Consider the following 23033-nt stretch of genomic DNA (forward strand, 5'->3'; position numbering starts at 1 on the left):
GTTTTCATGTGCCGATAAACGCGCCTTCATTCGGCTTTGGATCGAGCTTTCCGGCGGCGTAAAGGGCGAGGAGCACTACGCCGAATGCCAAGATCACCGCGGCAATGACCAGGGAGGCGACGGCGAGCCTCCCGTTGGGTTCCCCACGGATGTCGAGCAGATCGCTCATGACGAAGTACATGAGGAAGGCGCACAAGATCGCCGGTGTACCGAACCGGATCCGGCTGCCGGCACCGCCGATAATGACTGCGAACGCACCCACGGCCGCCACGAGGATCGCGATGAGCGGGAGGCGCGGGAGGTCCAGCGCACCTGCCACGACGAGGTTCACCACACAGGCGAGCGCCAGGAAGATGAGAACGGACGCGGCGGCTGCGCCGACGGTGTTCGCGACCCAGGTCTTTCGCGGGATGCCGTAGGCCGCCGCGTGCTGCGGGCCCGGCGAATCCGCAGTCACGCTGGCGTGCGCGCAGTACCAGATGAGCAAGGGAAGCCCTGCCACGAACGTCCGGAACTCGACCTGTTCGATGAAGCTGGTCAGGTAGTAGGTGAGGTTAAGGGCACATGCGATGACCACCGCCCACAACAGGTGCGGCGACCAGATGACTTCGTACAGCAGGGAGCGGTCGCCGAGCTCTCCGGCACGACTGCTCTTGGTCTCTGCGGGTTCCGCCTGCGGCAGGTACCTCGCACCAAGCGCGCACCCCACCACGGCGGCGCCCAGCGCGCCAAGTACGCCAATCCAATCCGGCCTGCCCGACAGCCCTACCGCTGCCGAGACCAGTACGACGGGCACGGCCACCCAACCCACCGCCCGGAGCGCGCGCTGCCGCGGGATACCGTAGGCAGTGAACACGGACTCCTCCGGCAGCACGACCCCGAACAAGAACAGCGTCAGCATGGCCGGGCCGAAAAGCTGCACAAATACGTTGTCACGCCTCGACACAACCGCTGCGGTGAGCATTGCCCCGGCAGGGAGCATGTACAGCAGGCGCCACAGGGAACTGGCCGTGAACTGGTGACGGAGGAGTGCCGCGGGATTCATTTAAGACACCTCCAGGGCGTGCTCGATGAGGTCGTCGAAGTGGGCGGGGCGGGAATGACGCGGTGCGTCGTCGATAAGCAGTAGCTCGGGGCCCGAGACGGCGTAGGCGTCGGCGTCTCCGGGGAGGATGTGGCGGGCGACGCGGCCGTCGCGGCCGAGGATTGTGGCGGTGTCGAGGACTTTGGCTGCGTCTTCGATGTGGTGGGTGGCCATGACGATGGTGCGGCCGGTGTCGGCTTGGGCCAGGAGGTGGCGGTAGAACACGGTGGTGTTGTGGGTGTCGAGGCCGACCTAGGGTTCGTCGAGAAGCAAGAGCTCCGTGCGCGAGGCGAGGCCGACGACGATGGCGACCATCGCGCGCTGGCCGCGAGAGAGTTTCGAGTAGGTGGTGGCGAGGTCGAGGTTGAAGTCGCCAGCGAGCTCGTCAGCGAACGCCTGGTCCCAGCTGGGGTAGCGCAGGCTCGCGCCCTTGAGCACGTTTTTGGCGGACCAGGAGCCAGGGTAGGCGGTGTCGACGCCGGTGAGGCATGTGTTGTCCATGACGCGGGCGTTGTCGAAGGGCTGCTCGCCGAAGACCTCGATCGTGCCGGCGGTGGGTTTCATCTGCCCGCCGATGATGGAGAGCAGGGTGGATTTGCCCACACCGTTGCGGCCGAGGAGGCCGTGGATGCCGGGCCCTAGGTCGAGGTCAACGCCGGTGAGCACCTCTTTCTTGCCGAAGGAGCGGGTGAGATCGCGGGTGATAATTGTCATTGGTACATGCCTCTGCTTTCTGCGACGCGGTTGATGAGGTCGTGGAGTTCGGCGCGGGTGGTGCCGAGGTGGAGGGCTTCGTCGATGAGCGGGGCGACGAACTGGCCCGCAAACGCGTCGCGGCGCTGGGCCAGGATCCGCTCGCGGGCGCCGTCTGCGACGAACATGCCCAGGCCGCGGCGCTTTTCCAGCACGCCGGAATCCGCGAGCATTGCCAGTCCTTTGCGCGCCGTGGCCGGGTTAATTTCGTGGAACTGCGCGAGCTGGTTTTGCGACGGCGCCTGCTGGCCGGGGAGCAACGTGCCGTCCACGATCAGGTCCTCCACGAAACGTGCGACCTGGATGAAGAGCGGTTCGGAATCTGGGTTCATGACCCCTCGATCGGTGAGTCGGTTAGTTAGTGGAGTAACTAACTAGATAGCATACGGAGCCGTCGCAAAGCAACGGCTCATTGGTGGGCCCCGTGGTAAAAGGCGGGGATTTCGGGCAATATAGGACAGGTAAAAGACGTGAAAAAACGAAAAGAATCGGAATTTAGGAGCCATGATTGAACGCACACTCGTGTTCGTGGATACGTCGTACCTGCTTGCGAGCTTTTACAACTCGTGGGAGATCGGCGCGCGCGCACAGTTAGAAATTGACCTGCCCGAGGTTGTCGCAACCCTGGACAAAATGATTACGAACCAGCTGCATCAACCCATCCATAGGCAGTTCTGGTACGACGGCATCCCCGACACCGGCCCTCACCGCTATCAACGCGCGCTGCGCACATGCGACGGCGTACAGCTACGCACGGGCCAGCTCATTGAATGGGGGGAGCGCCGCACACAGAAGGGTGTGGACACCCGTCTCGTCGCCGACCTCGTGGTCAACGGGATGAGCGAGAAGTTCACCGACTTCGTCCTCGTCTCCGGCGACGCTGACATGATCCCGGGCGTCGAGGAGGTGACCAGCCGCGGCGGGCGCATGCACCTCTACGGCTTCGGCTGGGATTCCATGTCCTCGGCCCTGCGCCACGCGTGCGACACCACCACCATCCTCGACCCCCGCGAGGATTTCGCCGAAGCCATGCGCCTCCAGGTGCTCGAAGGCCCCCTCCCGCCGAGCATCAGGGAGCGCCCGCTTAACGACGCCACTCCGCTCGACGAGGCGGAAGGCCCCGTCGCTGTCCCAGGCTTGGGCCCGGAACCGCTGTCGCCGGAGGCGCCGGCCGCGTCCGACGCGACCGGGGACGCCGACACCGAGGCCCCGAGCGAGCAGGAGGAGGCGCAGGAGGCGCCGAAACCGTCCGACATCGTGGGCCAGCCCACCGCCCAGCAGCGCACGCACGAGCCCGACTCCCCCGAGGTAGACGAGCCGTCCGAGGCGCAGGTGGAGGCGAACAACGAGACGAACAAGCCGGGCAACCAGCACGTCTCCAGCGAGCCGGCGAGCCAGCAGGTAGTGCAGGCGGCACCGGAGGCGTCGCCAAGCGACAACGCCCCGGCGCCGAAGCCGGGACCGAAGCCCGCGCCGAAGCCGTCGATGATGGCGCCGCGGCGCAAGCTGCGCTCGCGCTACGTGCCGCTGCCGGAAGAGGTGTGGACCTCCGCGGGCTTCCAGACCCCTTACGACGTGGGGCAACAGTACGCGTCGTGGTGGTTCGAGAACGCGGCGTCGATGGAGCAGCGCGACAGCGCCCACCTACTCTCCGGCGGCGGGCTGCCGCCCGAGATTGACAGGCCGCTGCTGCAGTTCGCCTGCGAGACGCTGCACGAGTACACGCTCACCGAGACGCAGCGCGTGAACCTGCGCGACGGGTTCCATTCGGGGATCCGCAGCGTGCTCATCAACATCCGCCACGAGCAGTAGCGACGCAAAACGGCGGCGCCCCCGGGTTGCGGGGCGCCGCCGTTTCGCGTGGCGGGAGGCCGGGTTACTCGCCGTCTCGCATGTACTTCTCGGCGTCGGCGAGGATGTCGTCGGTGTCCGCGGTGTTGCCGGCCAGGGCCTCCGGGGCGACGCGGCGGGAGCTGCCGGACGCCGCCGACTGCTCGGCCTCGGCCGCGCCCGCCTCGAGCTGGCGCTCCGTCGCGGCAGTGCCGGACTCGAGCTCGCCGCCCATGGAGGCGCGGATCTGCTCGAGGCGACTCGCGGCGGCGACGTCGGCGGTGCCGGACTCGATCTCCGCCATGCGGTCCGTCATCGAGTCCTTCATCAGCTCCTGCTGGCCCAGCGCGTTGGCGTAGCGGCGCTCGATCTTGTCGCGCACGCCGTCCAGCGTCGGCGCGTCGCTGTCGCTGAACTGGTTCATCGAGTCCATCGTCGCGGCGGTCTGCTCCTGCATCTTCGCCTGGTTGAGCTGGGACTCGAGCTGGGAGACCTGCGCCATCTGCTCCTTCAGGCGCGCCTCGGACTGCTGCTGCTTCTGCTGCGCCTCCTTCGCGGCCTGATCCGCGGCGGCGTAGGCCTGCTTCGTCTGCTCGAGCTCCTGCTCGACGGAGACGAGCTGGGTGGCAATGACCTCGGCGGCGGAGTTGAACTGCTGCGCCTTCTCGGCGTCGCCGGCGGCCGCAGCCTTGTCCGCCGCCTGGAGCGCGGTGCGCGCCTTCGTCTGCAGGTCCTCCTGGGACTTGATCAGGCGCTCCATCTTCATCTGCAGCTGGTTGCGGTTGCCGATGATGTTCGCCGCCTGCTGCGAGATCGCCTGGTGCTGCTCCTTCGCCGCGTTAATCGCCTGCTGGATTTGCACCTTCGGGTCGGCGTTCTCGTCGATCTTGGTGTCGAACGACTGCATGAGGTACTTCCAGCCCTTGCTAAACGGGTTCGCCATGGGGTGTGTCCTTCCGAATGGGGGGATTCGTCGTAGGACAAGTGTACGCATGAAAAAGCGCCCGGCACGCGGGCGCTGGCGCGGCATCGGACGCTACTCGGTGGCGTTCTGCTCCGCGATCTGGCGGCGGACATCTTCCATATCAAGCGCCTTGACCTGCTCGATGACGTCATCGAACGCCGCCGGCGGCATCGCCCCGGCCTGCTGGAACAGCAAGATGCCGTCGCGGAACGCGAGCAGCGTGGGGATGGCCTGGATGCCCAGCCCCTGCGCAACCTGCTGGTTCGCCTCGGTGTCCAGCTTGGCAAACGTGACGTCGGTGTGCTTCTCGGAGGCCTTTTCGTAGGTGGGCGCGAACTGGCGGCACGGCCCGCACCAGGACGCCCAGGCGTCGACGAAGACGATGCCGTCCTGGCTGACCGTGTCCTGGAAAGTGTCGTCCGTTACATCTATGGTGCTCACGATTCCGCTCCTTAAAGCTTTTAGTTACTGTTTGAAATGTTGTCTCTCGTACAACCCTAACAATTCCCGCCCTATTCCGACCCCAGCCGAGGAGGCGTGCACCGACCATGACCAAGACGTACCGCATTATGGGACCGAAGGAAGACGTCGCGGTTGAGTCCCTGGCGGACGAGCTCTCCCTGGTTGAAGGCACGCACGAGGTTGACATCGACGTGGAGGCGGGCCGCCTCACCGTCATCGGGTTCACCTTCGCGGACGAGGAGATCCGCCAGGCCGCGCAGAACGCCGGCTACACCGTCGAGGCCTGAGCGCTACCATCGGACGTGGAACCGATTTCCCGACTTCAAGGAGGAAACACCATGGCTGAGCGCGAATTCAACGTCGAGGGCATGACCTGTGGCCACTGCGAGCTGAGCGTGCAGGAGGAGGTCGGCGAGGTCGCCGGCGTCACCGCGGTGAAGGCCGACCACACCACTGGCAAGGTCGTCGTCGAGGGCGAGGACTACTCCGTGGACGACATCGCCGCCGCGGTAAAGGAAGCGGGCTACACGCTCGCCTAACTAGGGGATTTTGCTGCGGGTATATGGTGAGGGTATGACCCAAACACCCGTGGCACAGCAACACATCGAGCTCGGCGTGACGGGGATGACCTGCGCGTCGTGCTCCTCGCGCATCCAGCGCAAGCTCAACAAGCTCGACGGGGTCGACGCCGCCGTGAACTTTTCCACGGAGACCGCCGCCGTCGATTTCGACCCGGCGAAGGCGACGCCGCAGCAGCTTATCGACGAAGTACGAAACGCCGGCTACGACGCCTTCGAGATGCACGCCGACGGCGGGCCCGGCGCGGAGTCCGACGCTGGCGCGGAGGGGGCCGGAGGTGCGTCGTCAAGCGACAAGCTCGACAACGCGCGGCTGGAGGAGGCCGACCGCCTCAAGCGCACGACCATCTGGTCCGCGCTCGTGTCGCTGCCGGTGATGCTCGTGAGCATGATCCCGGCGCTGCAGTTCACGAACTGGCAGTGGGCCGCCTTCGCCGCGACGACGCTCGTGTACTTCGCGGCCGGGTCGGTGTTCCACCGCGCGACGATCACGAACCTCAAGCACGGCGCGATGACGATGGACACGCTCATCTCGCTGGGCACGACCGCCGCTTACCTGTGGAGCGTGTGGGCGCTGTTCTTCGGCGGCGCCGGCGAGCCGGGCATGACGATGGAGATGTCGATCCTGCCCTCGCACGCGTCGATGGACGAGATCTACCTCGAGTCCGTCTGCGTCGTGATCACGTTTTTGCTCCTCGGCAGGTGGTTTGAGACCCGCGCGAAGGGCCAGTCCTCCGAGGCGCTGCGCGAGCTGCTCAACATGGGCGCGAAGGACGCCGCCGTGATCCGCGACGGCAAGGAGGTGCGCGTACCGATCAGCCAGGTAGCCGTTGGCGACAAGTTCGTCGTCCGACCCGGCGAGAAGGTGGCCACCGACGGGCGCGTGGTCTCCGGGCACTCGGCGGTCGACGAATCGATGCTCACCGGCGAATCCGTGCCCGTCGAGGTGGACGAGGGTTCCACCGTCACCGGCGCGACGCTGAACACGTCCGGGCGCCTCGTTGTCGAGGCGACGCGCGTCGGCTCCGACACCACGTTGGCGCAGATGGGCAAGCTCGTGCGCGACGCGCAGTCCGGCAAGGCACCCGTGGAGCGGCTCGTAGACCGGATTTCGCAGGTCTTCGTGCCCACCGTCATCGTCGTCGCGCTGCTCACGCTCGCCGGCCACCTCCTCGCCGGGCACACCGCGGTCCACGCGTTCACCGCCGCCGTCGCCGTGCTCATCATCGCCTGCCCGTGCGCGCTCGGCTTGGCCACCCCGACCGCGATCCTCGTGGGCACCGGCCGCGGCGCGCAGCTCGGGCTGCTGATCAAGGGCCCCGAGGTGCTCGAGTCCACCCGGCAGGTGGACACCGTGGTCATGGACAAAACGGGCACGGTGACCACCGGGCAGATGGGCGTCGTCGACGTCGTCCCCGCCGCGGGCATTACCGCCGACGAGGTATTGCGCCTCGCCGCCGGCGTCGAGGCCGGCTCCGAGCACCCGATCGCCCGCGCGATCGTCGCCGCCGCGCCCGAGGCGCCGGCCTCCGAGGATTTCCAGAACGAGGTGGGACAGGGGGCTTCCGCGCGTATCGACGGTCGTTCCGCCCGCGTCGGCCGCCCCACCACCGACCTGGGCGAGCTGGCCGCCGCCTTCGACGAGGCCCAGCGATCCGGCGCCACCCCGGTGGCCGTCGAGGTCGACGGTGCGCTGGCCGGCTTTGTGGCCGTGCGCGACACCGTCCGCGCGGATTCGGCCGAGGCGATTGCCCAGCTGCGCGCGCTCGGGCTCACCCCGCACCTGCTCACCGGCGACAACGAGGGCGCGGCCCAGGCGATCGCGGCCGAGGTGGGCATCGACCCGGCCAACGTGACCGCCGGCGTGCTGCCGGAGCACAAGGTCGAGGTGATCAAGCAGCTGCAGGCGCAGGGCAAGCGCGTGGCGATGGTCGGCGACGGCGTCAACGACGCCGCCGCGCTCGCCCAGGCCGAACTCGGGTTGGCGATGGGCGCCGGCACCGACGTCGCCATCGAAGCGTCCGACATCACGCTCATGCGCGACTCCCTCATGTCCGCCGCCGACGCGATCCGCCTGTCCCGCAAGACCCTGAAGACGATCAAGGGCAACCTGTTCTGGGCCTTCGCCTACAACGTCATCCTCATCCCCGTCGCCGCGTTCGGGTACCTCAACCCGATGCTCGCCGGCATCGCGATGGCGTTCTCCTCGGTGTTCGTGGTGTCCAACTCGCTGCGCCTGCGCGGTTTCACGTCGCTGGCGTAGCGGGGGCTGGGGCGGCAGGGCCTGAATATTATCTGTTCATTTGCAGAATTACCGGCGCCCGCGGTCCTACAATCCCGCGCATGACCACTGAACAGCAGCCCACCCGCACCGAGCGCCTCGACAGGCTCCCGGTCACCCCCAAGCACAAGCGGCTCCTCCTCGGCTCCGGCCTCGGCTGGGCGCTCGACGCGATGGACGTCGGCCTCGTGTCCTTCATCATCGCCGCGCTCGCCGCCCAGTGGGAGCTGGACAAGTCCACCACCAGCTGGATCGCGTCCGTCGGGTTCATCGGCATGGCCATCGGCGCGTCGCTCGGTGGCCTGCTCGCGGACAAGATCGGGCGGCGCCAGGTGTTCGCCGCCACGCTGCTCGTCTACGGCCTGGCCACGGGCGCGTCCGCGCTCGCCTGGTCGGTGGCGTCGCTCATGGTGTTCCGCTTCTTCGTCGGCCTCGGACTCGGCGCGGAGCTGCCGGTGGCATCCACACTGGTAAGCGAGTTCTCCCCGCGGAAGGTGCGCGGTCGGATGGTCGTCTGGCTCGAGGCGTTTTGGGCGGTGGGCTGGATATTTGCGGCGGTGATCGGAACGTTCGTCGTTACGCAGGGCGATAGTGGCTGGCGCTGGGGCTTCGCGCTCGGCGCGGTGCCGGCGCTCTACGCCATCTACGTGCGCATGGGGTTGCCGGAATCGGTGCGGTTCCTGGAGTCGAAGGGCCGCCACGCGGAGGCTGAGGCAATCGTGCGGTCCTTCGAGGCGGAGGCCGACCCGTCACAGTACGACACCGCCACCGCGCCCCGCGAGGAGCCCGTCCGCGGCGGCATCTGGGGCCCCGACCTGCGACGCCGCACCGCCGCGTTCTGGGTCGTGTGGTTCTGCGTCTCGCTCGCCTACTACGGCGCGTTCATCTGGATCCCGTCACTGCTGGTGGAGCAGGGGTTCTCGCTCGTGCGCTCGTTCGCGTTCACGCTCGTCATCACCCTCGCCCAGCTACCGGGGTACGCCGCCGCGGCCTGGCTCATCGAGGTCTGGGGCCGCCGCACGACGCTCGCGGTTTTCCTCGCGGGCTCGGCCGTCTCGGCGTTCGTGTACGGCATGGCCACGGCCGAGTGGCAGATCATCGCCGCCGGCTGCCTGCTCAGCTTCTTCAACCTCGGCGCGTGGGGCGCGCTCTACGCCATCGGGCCGGAGCTCTATCCCACCGCCGTGCGTGCCACCGGCACCGGCGCGGGCGCCGCGTTCGGTCGCATCGGCTCCATCCTCGCCCCGCTCATCGTCCCACCGGTGCTCGCACTCGGCGGCTCCCCGGCCGTCTTCGGCCTCTTCGCGGCGGCCTTCGCGCTCGCGTGCGCGGCCGCGTTTACCCTCCCTGAGCAGCGCGGGGTCGCGCTCGGCTGAGGTAGCATGAAAGACCTCCAACCTTGCGTGCTCCGTGGGTTCGGACGGGCGAACACTCAGTTGCATGGGCGCCGGCAATGATCCCCTGGTCGCCTTCGACAGCCCGGGGCGGCGGTGGGTCGACCTACTGAACATCGTCTAGCTACCCCCGCGCCATGTTGACAAAACGGGAGTAGTGGAGCTGGTGCGCCACCGGGATGGTGTCGATGGGGCCGCCGCGGTGCTTCGCCACGATGATGTCGGCCTCGCCGGCGCGCTCGTCGTCGCGGTCCTGCGAATCCGGGCGGTAGAGCAGGAACACCATGTCCGCGTCCTGCTCGAGGGAGCCTGACTCGCGCAGGTCCGCGAGCTGCGGCTTCTTGTCCGTGCGGGCCTCGGGGCCGCGGTTGAGCTGGGAGATGGCGATGACGGGGACCTCGAGCTCCTTCGCCAGCAGCTTGAGCTGGCGGGAGAACTCGGAGACCTCCTGCTGGCGGGACTCGACCCTTTTGCCCGAGCTCATGAGCTGCAGGTAGTCCACCACGATAAGGTCGAGGCCGTGCTGCTGCTTGAGGCGGCGCGCCTTCGAGCGGATCTCCATCATGGTGAGGTTCGGCGAGTCGTCGATGTACAGCGGCGCGTCCTGGATCTCGGTGAGGCGCTGGGTGAGCTTCTCCCAGTCGCGCTCCTCCATCTGACCGGAGCGCATCGAGGAGAGCTTGATCTCCGTCTCCGCCGAGAGCATGCGCATGATGATCTCTGAGGCGCTCATCTCCAGCGAGAAGATCACGCTCGTCTTGCCATTGTGGATCGAGCACGAGCGCATGAAGTCGAGCGCGAGCGTGGACTTTCCCACACCGGGACGCGCCGCGATGATGATCATCTGCCCAGCGTGCAGGCCGTTCGTGAGCTTGTCTAGGTCGATGAACCCCGTGGGCACGCCCTGCTCGAGCGCGCCGCTGGAGGCGATCATCGTCAGCTCGTCGATGGTGGGCTTGAGCAGATCCGACAGCGGTCTGAAATCCTCGCCTACCTGATTGCGCGAGATGGCGAAGATCTTCTGCTGGGCGTGGTCCACGAGCGCCTCGATCTCCATGCCCTCCTCGCCCTCGTAGCCGAGCTGCACCACCTCCGTGCCGGCGTTGACCAGCTGGCGCAGGATGGACTTCTCTTCCACGATCTCCGCGTAGTAGCGCGCGTTCGCGGAGGTGGGCACCTCCGAGATGAGCGTGTGCAGGTACGGCGCCCCGCCGACGCGCTCGAGCGCGTTGAGGCGGTCGAGGCGGCCGGCGACAATGAGTACGTCCACCGAGCTGCCCTGCGCGAACAGGTCGAGGATCGCCTGGTAGATGAGCTGGTGCGCCGGGAAGTAGAAGTCCTCCGGGCGCAGGCCCTCCACGACGTCGAGGATCACTTCCGAGTTGAGCAGCATCGCGCCGAGGACCGAGCGCTCCGCGCGCTCGTCGTGCGGCGGGGTGCGGTACTCCTGCAGCTCGCTGCTGCCACGATTGAAGTTGGAGTAGCGGCTGCTTCTCGACGAGCTGCCGCCCCCCGAACGCCCCCGGCGCGTCGAGCCGCCCCCGTTGCCGCTGAAGTCGTCGAAGTCGGCGTCGCTGAAATCCCCGTAGTCGGCCGCCGGTTCCGGCGGCGGGACGTAGCCGTCGTCGAAGCTGTTGTCTGCGCCCATGTGCTCCCCTTTCGCTGTGGGTATGACACTACCCCGCGAAGCAAACCGCAACCCGAGTTATCCACAGGGGGTGTGCACAAACTCGCAACTCGCGGGTATGTTTTCCACAACCCGGGCTGGCAGGGTGTGGAATTCGTGTGGATTCGGCCCCTCCAACCCCAGGTCAAATTCCAGAATGCGCAGGTCAGCGACTATATGTTCAGATGGGCACACCGTGACGGAAACGGTGGATAACTTTTCTGACCACGGGGTTTGACAACGCCGCGGTGTCCACTCGAGTGGACAATTTGGGCCCTATGCAGGCGTTCTAACTTTCTACTTATCCACATTCCGTCACAGGACGCGGCGCCGCGAAAACATCGCCAAGGCCTCACGCGCGCGAGGCGAACGCGAGCGGTAGGACCTCCACGCCGAAGCGCTCGGCAATGTCCGCGGCGGCGACGGTCACCGACCAGCCGGTATCCACCTCGCCCGTGAGCAGCAGCACCGGGCCGTCGACCGCGTCTACGCCGGAGAAGTCGAAGTACCGGTCGAGCGCGTTGACGCGGAACGCGGAGTTGCGGGCCTCCACCTCGGCGTTGCCGGCCTGGACCACCCCGCCGAAGCGCATCTGCCCCACGCGGGCGAGCGCTTCCGCGGTGGCGGCAACCATCGCCGTGCGGGCCGGGTCCGCCGACCCGAGCGCCACCACCGTGGACGGGCGCGCGTCCCAGTCCCAGTCCGCCAGCACCGCAACGAACCGGGTGAGCCACTGGTCCTCGCGCCAGTGTTCGGCGGGCCGGTACGCGTTGTCGCGCAGCAGCGCCGCGAGCGCCGGGCCGCGAGCGACGTCGTTGAGCCTGCCCAGGGCCTTGCCGGGCTGCACACCCTTGATCTTGCCGCGGCGCGCCGACCCGGTCGGCCAGAGCTTGCGCTGCGGCAGCGGCACGCCGGGGGCTTTGAGGCGCGCGTCGACGCGCTCGGCCAGCGCGGCGTCGACCTCGACGGGCAGGTGGTTGCCGGTGCAGTTGTCGCAACGTCCACAGCGCTGGCCGTCCCCGAGCGTCGGATCGTCCAGCTCGCGGCGCAGGAACGCCATCCGGCAGCCGTCAGTCGCCTCGTAGGCCAGCATGAGGTCCTGCTCGCGCTCGCGGGCGGCCGAGAGGCCGTCGTAACGCTGGTGATCGTAGGACCACCCCTCGCCTGTGGAGACCCAGCCGCCCTTCACGCGCCGCACCGCGCCGTCGACGTCGAGGACCTTGAGCGCCTGGTCGATGCGCGAGCGCGAGAGGTCGACGGCGTTCTCCAGCTTGGCGGTGGAAAACGGCTCGTCCCCGAGCGCGGCGAGCAGCTGCCGCACCACCGGCTCCTCCGGCATGGACACCGACGCGAAGTACTCCCACACGCGCTGGTCCTCCGGGCCGGGCAGGAGCACGACCTCGGCGTGGTCGGTGGCGCGGCCTGCGCGGCCGATCTGCTGGTAGTAGCTCACCGGGGAGCTCGGCGCGCCGAGGTGGACGACGAAGGCAAGGTCGGGTTTGTCGAAGCCCATACCCAGCGCCGACGTGGCCACTAGCGCCTTGAGCTCGTTGCCGATGAGCGCCCGCTCGAGCCGCTCGCGCTCCTCCGCCTCCGTGCGACCCGTGTAGGCAGCAACGTTCCACCCGGCAGTCTCGAGCGCCTCCGCGAGGTCGTGCGCGGCGGCGACGGTGAGGCAGTAGATGATGCCGGAGCCCTCCACCTGCGCGAGGTACTGCGCGATCCACGCGGCGCGCTGGGTCGGGTCGGGCAGCTGCACGACGTTGAGGGAGAGCGACTCCCTGTCGAGCCCGCCGCGCAGGACGCCCGTGTCCGCGCCGAGCTGCGCCACCACGTCGGCGACGACGCGGTCGTTCGCCGTCGCGGTGGTGGCGAGGACGGGCGTGCTGGCCGGGAGGTCGCCGATAAGCACGGCAATGCGCCGGTAATCTGGGCGGAAGTCGTGCCCCCAGTCGGAGATGCAGTGGGCCTCGTCGACGACGAGCATGCCGACACTCTTGCTGAGCGACGGCAAGACCTCCTCCCGGAAGTCCGGCGCGTTGAGGCGTTCCGGGCTGATGAGCAGCACGTCGAGGGCGCCGATGTCGATCTGGCCCCACTCCGTGACGTTCGCGGAATTGATCGTCGCGGCGCGAATGCCGGCGCGGGCGGCCGCCTCGACCTGGTTGCGCATGAGCGCGAGCAGCGGCGAGACGATAATCGACGGGCCCGCGCCCTGCTCCCGCAGCAGCTTCGCGGCGATGAAGTACACCGCCGACTTACCCCAGCCGGTGCGCTGCACCACCAGCATGCGTTTTCGCTGGTTGACGAGCGCATCGATGGCGGACCATTGGTCGTCGCGGAGCTGGGCGTTCGGGCCCGCGATGCCTTTCAGGAGTTCGTTTGCGTGTTCGCATGTGGCTGTCATGAGGGACACGCTATAACACGGGCCGGACACGACCTTTTGGCCGCGGTACTGCAGCGCCACCCCGATGTGGATGCCCTTGCCGCCCGGATCAGGGCGCTCGCTGGTCACTAGCCCACTGCGCCATGAACTCCGCGATCCCGTGCGGGTCCTCGAGGAAGTCGCGCATCGCACGAAACGCCATCGTCTCCTCTACCTCGCGCTTGTGGATGCCGTGCTCGTCCACCTCGAGCAACTGCGCGCCGGGCACCGCGGTGAGAATCGGCGAGTGCGTCACCATGATCACCTGCGCATCGTGTTCGGCCAGCGCGTGCAGCTGCGCCAACAGCGCCATCTGTGCCACGGCCGATAACCCGGACTCAGGCTCGTCCAAGAGGTACAGCGCGTTCGGGATAAGGCGCGAAGTCAGCTCCATGACACTTTCCCCGTGGGAACGCCCGCCGAAATAGTTGACCCGCGCGATCGCCTCCGCGCGCAAGAAGTACCCGGCCTTCGCCTTCGGACCGGTGGTCAGCGTCAGCGCCCCGAACATCGCGTCCTGGGCTCTTGGCTTATCGACGCCCCAGGTTCCCCCCTCCACACCAAACCCCCACGCCCGGGCAATCCCCTCCAACAGTGTCGACTTCCCGACGCCGTTTCCGCCGGTCAAAATGGTGATCGGTTGCTGGAACTCCAGGCCGAACTCTGCGACGTGTTCGATCGCTGGTGTCTTCACAGCCCACTCGGGCGCCTCTGCGGGATCGACGTGCACGCGCTGGATGAATAGGGGACCGGCCATAGGCGCACCCTACCCGCGGGCCCGCTTCCCCCTGTGCCCCTAGACCCCAGCACCCCGGCGCCCCCGGCAAGTTTCCAGCGGATCGGTTGTAGCGAATCGGCCCAAATCGGGGATTCGCTACGACCGTTTCGCTGGATTCTGCGGTGCGGGGCGAAACGGGTCCGGGTGGGCATTGGGACCGGGGCGGGGCGAAGCGGGTTTGGGGGGCATTGACCGGGGCAGGGCGGGGCGCCCCGGCGCGTCAGGGGCGGGTGAGGTACTGGGCGGTGCCGCGGGGGTCGCGGATGAATTCTCGGGTGGCGGTGACGGGGCCGGAGGCGTCGTAAAGCAATGGCTCGAGCGTGGGTACCTCGAGGATGCGGGCGTCGGGGACGGCGAGCAGCACCGGCGAGTGGGTGGCCATGAGCACTTGCGCGCCGCGCCGGGCGAGGTCGCCGAGGTAGCCCAGGAGTTCGAGTTGGGAGAAGACGGAGAGGCCGTCCTCGGGCTCGTCGAGGATGATGAGGGTGTCGGGGCCGAAGCGGGTGCGCGCGAGGTGCATGATGCCCTGACCGTGGCTTTTGTGGGGAATGTCGGCGAGCGGGTCCGTTGGGCCGAACGGGGTGTCTCTGGCTAAGGATTGGTGGTATTCGCCGAGGTCGAGGAAGGTTTCGCCGCGCAGGAAGTAGACGTCGCGGGGGTTGTGGCTGCGGGTGAGCGTGAGCGACTCGTGGAAGGAGGAGTGATTGGAGGCGCGGAAACGCGCGTGGCGGGACCCGCCGGCGGCGTTGGCGCCCGCGGCGATGGCGATCGCCTCCACGAGGGTGGACTTGCCCGAGCCGTTGTCGCCGGTGAGGATCGTGACCTGTGCCAGTTCGAGCGGCCTTCGCGCCAGCTTATCGACGACCCCAAGGCCCGCCGCGTACCCGGAAACCGGGGCGGTGACGGAGATTTTGGTTAGGAACACGGCGACTCGAAAACTACAACGGAAGCTCGATCCCCAGCTCCGGCGCGAAGTACACCAGTGCGCCAACGCCCGCCGCCAGCACGGCTAGCACCCCGAGCACGATCCCGAGGACAGGTTTGGAGCTGCGCTTGGTGTCGCTCGGCGGGGTGGGGGAACTTTGAGGGGCTTTGGATTTCGCGGGCGCGGGGGCCGGTTCCGGAACCTCATGCCCACGCTCCGCCAGCACTGGTTCCGCTGCGCCGAAACGGTAGGAGGATGGGAGCGCGACGGAAGTGTTGCCGCCGGTGAGGCAGGCGATGCGGAGGGTGACGTCGGCAAGCTTGAGCGCGTGCTCGTCGGCGTAGAACTCTTCCATGCCGGGAGTCGCGAACGCCGCCTGGTTGAACGCGGCCGCCTGAGCCGGGGACAAAAACCGCGGAGCGAGGGATCGGCCCGCGGTCGGATGCGCCTCTAGCGCGGCCTGGCGCTGGCGGGCGTGCGTGAGCATCGTGTCCCAGTCGGTATCCACGGTTTGCGTGGTCAACGTGTCGTCCGGGGGCGTCGACAGGATGACCGGGTTTGCCACGTCAGCGGCGTAATCCGTGGCGGCGAGGTCGGCGGCGATGCGCTGATCTGTGAGCACATCAACGCGATGGGACGCGAAAAAGTGGACCACCTCGTCGGCGACCTCACCCGGCATCCCCGCCTCCCGGATAAGGCGCGAGGAGTAACGGTCGATGAGCGCGTCATCTGCGGCGGACTGCGCCTCGCTGAGCTCAAACGTGTCGCTTTCGAGGGCGGCGAGGTACGCGTCGTATGCCACCTGTACCTCTGGGTCCGCCCACGCCGCCTCCACAACCTGGCGGGTCCCCGGGTAGACCGCGTCGAAACCACTCACGTACGCCCGTTCGTGGAGCGCGCGGGACTCGTTCGCGTTGGCGTACATCTGGGACACAGCCGCGGTCTCGGCAGACGTGGGGGCTACGGTGCAGACCCCGTCGTTGAAGGGCGCGACCTGCGCGGCGTGGGCTGCGGGGGCGAGTCCCCCCACCGCGACGCCGAAGGACACCGCAACTGACGTGATCCGGTGAGTCAGGCCACGCACGTGCGTCTCCTCAGATTGTTGGCTAACACGCCTAGATCATACGACCACTCCCGCATACCGGTAAGCCGGTATGCGGGAGTCATCCATCCGAGGTGGGCGCGGAACACACGCCCGGTTCGCGGGCGGGAACCCGGTTTAGAGGTAAACCGAATCGCGTAGGTCACCGCCGATAACAGTGCGGTCATCCGCCGCGTAAATGGTCACCGGCACCGCCTCCCCGATCGGCTCCAGGCAGTGCCCGGCGGTCACCCCGTACATCGCGTCCCCCCGGTACGCCACGGAGTTCAGGGTGCACGAGAACCGCTCCCCGTTGCTGTAGCGGATGTGGATGCTGTCGCCCGGGTACACCGTGTACGCCGCCGCAGGCGCCGCCGTCGCCCCCAGCCCCAAAACCATCGCACACAGCGTTGCGACGACCCCCCGAACCTACCTCCAGGCCATACCGACTCCTCCACACTCAACCCCGCGAAAACGACGACAGTGTATCCGCCCCAGCCGACACGAAAGCGCGGGCCCCACTCCTCACAAGTGGGGCCCGCGCCGAAATGCTGTTGTCGTTGGATTGCAGCCGCTCGGGCGGAGCAATCGTCGTAACGCGAATGCTTACGCGCTAACGACCTCGAAGTTCACCTTGCCCTCCACGTCGTCGTGGAGGTTGACCTTGACCTGGTAGCCGCCGGTCTTGGTCACGAGCCCCTTGGGCACGTTGATGCGGCGCTTGTCCAGGTTCGGGCCGCCGGCCGCCTTCACAGCGTCGGCGATGTCGCCCGGCTTCACGGAGCCGAACAGCTTGCCGTTGTTCGCGGTGCGAACGGCAACCTTGACGCCCTTGAGCTGGTCGAGCTGGTCGCGCAGCTCCTTGGCGTGATCCAGGTCGCGGACCTGGCGGTCAGCCTGAGCGCGCGTGATGTCTTCAATCTGCTTCTCTGCGCCGCGGGTGGCGGGGATAGCCAGGCCACGCGGGAGCAGGAAGTTGCGTCCGTAACCGTCCTTGACCTCGACGACCTCGCCAGGTTCGCCAAGCTTATCGACGGCAGCGGTGAGGATCAGCTTCATAATCCTAACCTTCCTTCTGGTGAAAAATGCTTGATGTGTGGTTGTCGTTTAGAACGGTGGCTCGTCGCCCGCTCCGCCGTCGAAACCGCCGGCCTCGGGTGCGGAACCCCATGGATCGTGATCGGGCTGGGACTGGTTCTGGCCGCCCTGGTTGGGCTGGCTGCCGTAGCCACCCTGGTTGCCCTGGTAGCCGCCCTGGTTGCCCTGGTAGCCGCCCTGGTTCTGGCCGCCGCCGAAGTTGCCGCCGCCCTGGTTGCCGCCGTAATTGCCGCCGCCGTAGCCGCCCTGCCCGCCCTCACGCGGGTTGCGGTTGACGGAGGCGGTGGCGTACTTCAGGGACGGGCCGACCTCGTCGACCTCGACCTCGAACACGATGCGGTTTTCGCCCTCTTTGGTCTGGTAGGAGCGCTGGCGCAGCTTGCCGTTGACAATGACGCGCATACCCTTCGTCAGGGTCTCCGCGACGTTCTCGGCCATCTGGCGCCAGCAGTTGCACGTGAGGAACAGGGCTTCCCCGTCCTCCCACTGGTTCGTCTCACGGTTGAACGAACGCGGGGTGGACGCGATGCGGAAGTTCGCCACCGCGGCGCCGCTGGGGATGAAGCGCAGCTCCGGGTCCGCAACGAGGTTGCCGACGACGGTGATCGGGGTATCGCCTTGAGCCATCTTCGTAAACCTTTCCTACCTGGGTGATCGTGTGGGTTTCGAGCCTACCGGTTCTTACTTATCGGTACGCAGAACCTTGGTGCGCAGCACGTTCTCGTTCAGGTTCAGCACGCGGTCGAGCTCGTTGACCGTCGCGGACTCGCAGTCCAGGTTGACGACGGCGTAGATGCCCTCTTCCTTCTTGTTGATCGGGTAGGCAAGGCGCTTCTTGCCCCACACATCAACGTTTTCCACCTTGCCGTTGTCCTTGCGGACGATCTCGAGGAACTTATCCAGGGACGGGGCAACGGTGCGCTCATCCTGCTGCGGATCGAGGATGATCATTACTTCGTAGTGACGCACGGACCTCATCACCTCCTATGGTCTTAGTCTGTTTCGGCCATCACCCTTGTGGCGATGGCAGGAGGGTCGTTGCGTCAAGCAACCTGGCCAGCCTACCCCACGGTTTCCCCAGCTCAAAACCGGGCCGTTGCGTATCGACGCACCTTCGGCCCCACCCCGCCAACCCACAGTCAGGACGGGTTGGGCACCGCGACGAAGAGGGCGAGCGCGACGGGGATGAGCGTCATGAACAAAAACGCCACCGCCCCCAGGACGATCGCCGGGCGCTTGCGCCCCCGCACGGCCAGGTAGAACGACGCCGTGAAAAGCACAAACGCCACCACGATCGAGGCGATGCCCAGGATGGTGGTGGCGTTCACGTCGCGCGCCTAGCCCGCGACGGCGGTCGAACCGGCTGCCGCGGAGACCGGCTCGTCGGCGGCGGTGGCGTCGGCGTGCGGGGCCGGAAGGGCGTCGTCAAGCTTGGGCTCCTTCCACTCCGGCGGCAGCGACATGAGCGGGTCATGGCCGTTGTGCGCATCGCGGACCTTGTCCGGGCGCTTGCCAAGCATCTGCAGCACGATGAGCACCATGATCGCGATGATGAAGCCGTCGCGGCCGAGGATGAACAGGTTGAGGAACCAGCCCGGCACGCCGAGGTTGTCGGCGCCCATCATGTGCCACATGAGGACGGGCCAGACGCACATGTCCACCGTCATCCAGCCGAGCAGCACTCGCCAGTACGGCAGCGCGAGCACGGCGGGGACGACGAGCCACAGCGAGTACTGGGGGCTCCACACCTTGTTGAACAGGAGGAAGAAGCCGACGATGAGCGCGACGAGCTCGGCGATGCGCGGCGTCTGCGGCGCCTTGAGGCCAAGGACGAGCACGAACGCGCAGCCCAGGAGGAACAGGATGAGCGTCACCGAGTTGAGGATCACCGGGGCGCCCTCGCCGGAATCGAAACCGGTCCAGCCGAACGCGCGCGAGATCACGGCATAGATAGTGGTCCACTCCCAGCCTCGGTCGGTATTCAGGCGGTTGAACTCGCCCCACGCGTCCGGGTTGCGCAGGTACACCGGCACATTGACGACGACCCACGCGACCGCGGCGCCGACGAGCATCTTGCCGAACGGCGCGAAGTCGCGCTTGCGGATCGCCACCGTGAGGTACGCGCCGAGGAGGAACAGCGGCCACAGCTTGAACGCGGTGCCGAGGCCGATCAGCGCGCCGGCGAGCCACCACTTCCTGTTGCGCGCGGCGAGCATGGCGGCGACGGCGAAGAAGATCGAGGGGATGTCCCAGTTCGTGAACGCGTGGACGATGAGGAGCGGGGAACCCGCGACGAGGAGGGTGTCCCAGACGCGGTTGCCGGCGAGCTCGGCGACCATGCGCACGGTGCACACCCAGAGGATGGACATGACAAACGCGGTGACATAGAAGTACCAGCCGGAGTCCGGCAGGAAGCTATCGACGAGGAAGTAGGTGCCGCGCGAAATCCAGGCGCAGAACTGCTGGAACATGCCGGCGAGCACCGGGTACTCCATGTAGCGCGTGACGCCGTCTTCCACCCACGAGTAGTCGTAGACGAAGCCGGGCTTGTCCAGGCCGCGCGCGCCGTAGAGCGGGATGATGTCGTTGTAGCAGGCCGCTGTGTACTGGCGGTTGCCGTCCCAGTTGAGCTGGATGATGCCGTTGTCGTCGGCCTTGCCACCGGCGCAGTGCGACTTCTGCAGCGCGCCGAAGGAGAGGAAGACGTAGGCGACGGCGAGGATGGAGCGCAGCGGCGTCCAGAAGCGGGCGCGGCCGATCTGCGCGAAGCGGCCCATCGGCCCACCGAGGAAGTTCACCCAGCCCTGCGCGAGCGGCTCAGTGCGGCCAGGTTGGACGCGGTCTGCCGGGTCGGGCCACGTGGTGGAGGTGTTCGTCTGCGACATTTACTGCAACGCTCCCTGGACTTGGTCGATCACATTGTTCACCGCGTCGCGCAGGTCCTGCGCGGGCGGGTTCGCCGGAGCCGGCGCGGGCGCGGGCGCGGGCGCGGCCGGGGCGGGCGCGGGGGCCGGCGCTGGCGCAGGGGCTGCCGGGTTCGCGGGCTGCGCCGGGTTCGCGGGCGCGGCCGGGTTCGCCGCCGACAGGGACGCCTGCCCCGTCGTGCCGGTACCGGTGCCGGTCTCCGTCCCAGCGCCGGTGCCCGTGCCCCAGCTCTGCGTCGGGTCAGAGTAGTACCCGCCAAGGCCCGTGCCGCCCTTGTACGGGTCGACACCCCAGTACACCGGGCTGGCTTCCGGGAAGTTCTCGAACTCCTGGCCCTCCAGCTCGGTGTCCAGGATGTCCTTCCAGATCTTCGCCGGGGTGTTGGAGCCGAACATGTTGCCGCCCCACTCGTTGAAGATCGGCGAGGTGTTGTCGGCGGTGCCGACCCACACGGCCAGCGCGAGCTGCGGGGTGGAGCCGACCATCCACGCGTCCTTGTTGTTACCCGTGTCGCCGAGCTGCGCGGTACCGGTCTTCGCCGCGGACGGGCGCCCGCCGGCGAGCGTGGCGTTGGAGTAGCCGACCACGCCCTGCATCGCCTGGATGACGTTGTCCGCCACCTGCTCAGAGACGCGGCGCTCGGTGTAGTTGTTGTCCACCTGGTAGAGCACCTCGCCGTTGGCGTCGACAACCTTCTCCACGAAGTGGGTCGGGTGCATGAGGCCGCGGTTGGTCAGCGTGGACACGGCGCTGGCCATGTCGAGCACGCGGGACTGGTACTGGCCGAGCACGATGCCCTCGTACGGTTGCCCGCCGTTCTCGCGCAGCGTCACCGGGATGCCGGGGATCGACTTAGCGACGCCAAGGGCGTGCGCCATGTCCGCCGTGTCCTGGGTGGTGTTGTCCAGCTCGTCCTGGATGCGCATAAACGCGGTGTTCGAGGAGATGCGCACGGCGTCCGCCATGGAGAGCATCCCGCCGCCGCCGCCGTCCCAGTTGGTCACCTGGATGTTGCCGGGCAGCGTCACCGGGGACGAGTCGAACATCGCGGTGAGCGGGATGCCCTGCTGCAGCGCCGCGGCGAGCGCGAAGATCTTGAACGTCGAACCCGTCTGCAGGCCGGCGTTGGCGTAGTCCCAGCCGCTCGCGTCGTCGCCGCCGTAGTAGGCGCGCACCGCGCCCGACTTCGGGTCCACTGCGACCACGGCGGTGCGGGCGTCCTCCTGCAGCGCCGACAGGCGGTTGCGGGAGATCTCCTCGACGTTGGCCTGCGTTCCGGCGTCGATAGTGGTGGTGATCTGCAGGCCGCGGTTGGTCAGGTCGCTCTCGGTGATGCCGAGGGCCTCGAGCTCCGTGATCACCTGGTTCTTGATCAGGCCGTTCGGGCCGGTCGCCTCGGTGTAGGCGGAGTACGTCGCGGGGTCGCGCGTCTCTGGGTAGTGCAGCCCGGCGCGCTGCTCCGGGGTGATCTTGCCCATCTCCACGAGGCCGTCCATGACGTAGTTCCAGCGCTGCTCCGCGGCCTCGCGGTTCGTCCACGGGTCGAGCTCGCTGGGCAGCTGGATTGAGGAGGCGAGCACGCCGCCCTCCTCGAGCGTGAGCTCGGAGGCGGACTTGCCGAAGAAGGCGTGCGCGGCGGCCTCGATGCCGTAGGCGTTGCGGCCGAAGTACACGGTGTTGAGGTAGGCGCGCAGGATGTCCTGCTTCGACCACTGGTTGGTCATCTTCACCGAGTAGACCAGCTCGTTGGCCTTGCGCTCGTAGGAGTGCTCGTTGCCCACCAGCGCGTTCTTCACGTACTGCTGGGTGATCGTGGAGCCGCCGCCTGCCGACGCGTTGCCGGTGACCTGCCCCACCACGGCGCGCGCGAAGCCGGTGGGCGAGAAGCCGGAGTTCGTCCAGAAGTCGCGATCCTCGGCGGCGAGCACGGCGTTCTGCACGTCCTCGGGCACCTGGTCGAGGGACACCTGCTCGCGGTTGCCCTCCGGGGGCACGATGCGGGCGAGCTCCTGCTGGCCGTCGTTGAAGTAGATCGAGGAGATCTGCGCCGTCTCAATCTCGCCCGGCTCGGGCACGACGGCCTTCGAGTACTTCCACGCGAACCACCCGATCGGGATGCAGGCGAGCAGCAGCAGGAACAGCAGGAACGCGAGCACCCACTGCCAGACGCGGGACTTCTTCTTCTTTTTCACTGCGGTGCTGCCGGCCTTTGGCTCGGCCTTGCGTACCTGCACCTTGTCGGCCCGGTCTGCGCCCTTGCCGTTACTCTTGTCAGTCACACGTTTTCCCTGCACAGTTGTACCCGCCCCGCCCCGCGGGAGAGGGCGAGACGGGCAAGTTCCTACTTCATACCTATCGGACACCCTACCTGCCCAGTGCGGATTCACACTACAGGGACAGCTGTGACTTCCTTTAACAGATGGTTCCACTTGCACGCGGCGCACACTTCGACGACGTGCACGGTGATCGGACCCACCTCCGCGACGAGCCGGTCGATCTCCTCATCGCTGCGCGCCGTCCCGGTGCGCCGGCCCAGCTTCTCCGAGTACACCCACTTCACCTCGCGCATCGGCGCCCCGCACACCGGGCACGGCCGCGGCGAGTCCACGCCGTGGTGCTCCGCGGCCGCGCGGAGGAGGAAGTCGGCGTCGCAGGCGTCGTCGACACGCAAGCGCCCCTGGCTGAGCTCGCGCAGGGCGGTGCGCCGCTGCCACTCGTGCGACACCTCGTGCTCGAAGCTGAACATCCGCCCGATTGTAAACGGCTGTTTTTGCCCCCGCGGGCGGCTG

At 67.5% G+C, this 23033-nt stretch carries 24 protein-coding genes; 5 read left to right on the plus strand and 19 right to left on the minus strand.

Annotated elements, in window-relative coordinates; translation table 11 throughout:
* Positions 1 to 4: 4 nt before the first annotated feature.
* Genes CJEDD_RS11625 through CJEDD_RS11640 form a run of 4 tightly spaced genes read right to left on the minus strand, consistent with a single transcriptional unit; the run spans position 5 to position 2169 of the window.
* Positions 5 to 1045 carry a hypothetical protein gene (locus CJEDD_RS11625; RefSeq protein ID WP_042410544.1) on the minus strand — a complete coding sequence of 347 codons (1041 nt, stop codon included), beginning with the start codon at positions 1043 to 1045 and terminating at the stop codon, positions 5 to 7.
* Positions 1046 to 1309 carry a hypothetical protein gene (locus tag CJEDD_RS11630; protein ID WP_273657533.1) on the minus strand — a complete coding sequence of 88 codons (264 nt, stop codon included), beginning with the start codon at positions 1307 to 1309 and terminating at the stop codon, positions 1046 to 1048.
* Between the two features lie 27 nt (positions 1310 to 1336).
* Complete coding sequence (locus tag CJEDD_RS11635) at positions 1337 to 1798, minus strand: ATP-binding cassette domain-containing protein (RefSeq protein WP_052333829.1); 462 nt, start codon at positions 1796 to 1798, stop codon at positions 1337 to 1339.
* Positions 1795 to 2169, minus strand: coding sequence for a GntR family transcriptional regulator (locus tag CJEDD_RS11640; protein WP_042408118.1), 375 nt, complete (start codon positions 2167 to 2169; stop codon positions 1795 to 1797). The genes CJEDD_RS11635 and CJEDD_RS11640 overlap by 4 nt, the downstream gene beginning before the upstream one ends.
* Positions 2170 to 2341: 172 nt before the next feature.
* Between CJEDD_RS11640 and CJEDD_RS11645 the strand changes: the two genes are divergently transcribed.
* On the plus strand, positions 2342 to 3649 hold the full coding sequence (locus CJEDD_RS11645) for an NYN domain-containing protein (RefSeq protein ID WP_042408114.1): 1308 nt from the start codon (positions 2342 to 2344) through the stop codon (positions 3647 to 3649).
* Between the two features lie 64 nt (positions 3650 to 3713).
* On the opposite strand, the gene CJEDD_RS11650 is transcribed toward CJEDD_RS11645, so the two are convergent.
* Positions 3714 to 4610, minus strand: a complete 897-nt coding sequence (locus CJEDD_RS11650; RefSeq protein ID WP_081764554.1) for a PspA/IM30 family protein — start codon at positions 4608 to 4610, stop codon at positions 3714 to 3716.
* 93 nt (positions 4611 to 4703) lie between these two features.
* Positions 4704 to 5072: a thioredoxin family protein gene (locus CJEDD_RS11655; protein WP_042408111.1), complete on the minus strand. Its 369-nt coding sequence runs from the start codon at positions 5070 to 5072 to the stop codon at positions 4704 to 4706.
* 107 nt (positions 5073 to 5179) lie between these two features.
* On the opposite strand from CJEDD_RS11655, the gene CJEDD_RS11660 reads away from it, so the two are divergent.
* From CJEDD_RS11660 to CJEDD_RS11675, 4 genes are all read left to right on the plus strand, one after another.
* Positions 5180 to 5380: a hypothetical protein gene (locus CJEDD_RS11660; RefSeq protein WP_042408106.1), complete on the plus strand. Its 201-nt coding sequence runs from the start codon at positions 5180 to 5182 to the stop codon at positions 5378 to 5380.
* Positions 5381 to 5431: 51 nt separating this feature from the next.
* The gene (locus tag CJEDD_RS11665; protein WP_042408103.1) at positions 5432 to 5632 is read left to right on the plus strand and encodes a heavy-metal-associated domain-containing protein; all 201 of its coding nucleotides are present in this window, start codon (positions 5432 to 5434) and stop codon (positions 5630 to 5632) included.
* Positions 5633 to 5666: 34 nt separating this feature from the next.
* A complete protein-coding gene (locus CJEDD_RS11670; RefSeq protein ID WP_042408098.1) occupies positions 5667 to 7934 on the plus strand; it encodes a heavy metal translocating P-type ATPase in 2268 nt (755 codons plus the stop codon).
* An 80-nt stretch (positions 7935 to 8014) separates the two neighbouring features.
* Positions 8015 to 9328: an MFS transporter gene (locus CJEDD_RS11675; protein ID WP_042408095.1), complete on the plus strand. Its 1314-nt coding sequence runs from the start codon at positions 8015 to 8017 to the stop codon at positions 9326 to 9328.
* Between the two features lie 142 nt (positions 9329 to 9470).
* On the opposite strand, the gene dnaB is transcribed toward CJEDD_RS11675, so the two are convergent.
* From dnaB to CJEDD_RS11740, 13 genes are all read right to left on the minus strand, one after another.
* Positions 9471 to 10994 carry a replicative DNA helicase gene (gene dnaB, locus CJEDD_RS11680; RefSeq protein WP_042408092.1) on the minus strand — a complete coding sequence of 508 codons (1524 nt, stop codon included), beginning with the start codon at positions 10992 to 10994 and terminating at the stop codon, positions 9471 to 9473.
* Between the two features lie 370 nt (positions 10995 to 11364).
* On the minus strand, positions 11365 to 13419 hold the full coding sequence (locus CJEDD_RS11685) for a RecQ family ATP-dependent DNA helicase (protein ID WP_042408120.1): 2055 nt from the start codon (positions 13417 to 13419) through the stop codon (positions 11365 to 11367).
* 88 nt (positions 13420 to 13507) lie between these two features.
* Positions 13508 to 14194: an AAA family ATPase gene (locus CJEDD_RS11690; protein ID WP_042408090.1), complete on the minus strand. Its 687-nt coding sequence runs from the start codon at positions 14192 to 14194 to the stop codon at positions 13508 to 13510.
* A 241-nt stretch (positions 14195 to 14435) separates the two neighbouring features.
* Positions 14436 to 15140, minus strand: a complete 705-nt coding sequence (locus tag CJEDD_RS11695; RefSeq protein WP_273657534.1) for an AAA family ATPase — start codon at positions 15138 to 15140, stop codon at positions 14436 to 14438.
* A 13-nt stretch (positions 15141 to 15153) separates the two neighbouring features.
* Positions 15154 to 16224, minus strand: coding sequence for a hypothetical protein (locus CJEDD_RS11700; protein WP_042409826.1), 1071 nt, complete (start codon positions 16222 to 16224; stop codon positions 15154 to 15156).
* Positions 16225 to 16359: 135 nt separating this feature from the next.
* A complete protein-coding gene (locus CJEDD_RS11705; RefSeq protein WP_042409833.1) occupies positions 16360 to 16620 on the minus strand; it encodes a hypothetical protein in 261 nt (86 codons plus the stop codon).
* 207 nt (positions 16621 to 16827) lie between these two features.
* The gene (rplI, locus tag CJEDD_RS11710; protein ID WP_042409823.1) at positions 16828 to 17280 is read right to left on the minus strand and encodes a 50S ribosomal protein L9; all 453 of its coding nucleotides are present in this window, start codon (positions 17278 to 17280) and stop codon (positions 16828 to 16830) included.
* 48 nt (positions 17281 to 17328) lie between these two features.
* A complete protein-coding gene (locus tag CJEDD_RS11715) occupies positions 17329 to 17946 on the minus strand; it encodes a single-stranded DNA-binding protein (protein ID WP_042409822.1) in 618 nt (205 codons plus the stop codon).
* Positions 17947 to 18000: 54 nt separating this feature from the next.
* Positions 18001 to 18297, minus strand: coding sequence for a 30S ribosomal protein S6 (rpsF, locus tag CJEDD_RS11720; protein ID WP_042409819.1), 297 nt, complete (start codon positions 18295 to 18297; stop codon positions 18001 to 18003).
* A 161-nt stretch (positions 18298 to 18458) separates the two neighbouring features.
* Positions 18459 to 18647 (minus strand): hypothetical protein, encoded by a 189-nt coding sequence (locus tag CJEDD_RS11725; protein WP_042409817.1) that lies wholly within the window; start codon positions 18645 to 18647, stop codon positions 18459 to 18461.
* Between the two features lie 9 nt (positions 18648 to 18656).
* Complete coding sequence (locus CJEDD_RS11730) at positions 18657 to 20204, minus strand: glycosyltransferase family 87 protein (protein ID WP_042409814.1); 1548 nt, start codon at positions 20202 to 20204, stop codon at positions 18657 to 18659.
* Positions 20205 to 22523 carry a transglycosylase domain-containing protein gene (locus CJEDD_RS11735; RefSeq protein ID WP_420536340.1) on the minus strand — a complete coding sequence of 773 codons (2319 nt, stop codon included), beginning with the start codon at positions 22521 to 22523 and terminating at the stop codon, positions 20205 to 20207. It abuts the gene before it with no gap.
* Positions 22524 to 22627: 104 nt separating this feature from the next.
* Entirely contained in the window at positions 22628 to 22990 is a 363-nt protein-coding gene (locus CJEDD_RS11740; RefSeq protein WP_042409320.1) for a DUF5318 family protein, read from the minus strand.
* Between the last annotated feature and the right edge of the window lie 43 nt (positions 22991 to 23033).

Source organism: Corynebacterium jeddahense (genome assembly GCF_028609865.1).
GTDB lineage: Bacteria > Actinomycetota > Actinomycetes > Mycobacteriales > Mycobacteriaceae > Corynebacterium > Corynebacterium jeddahense.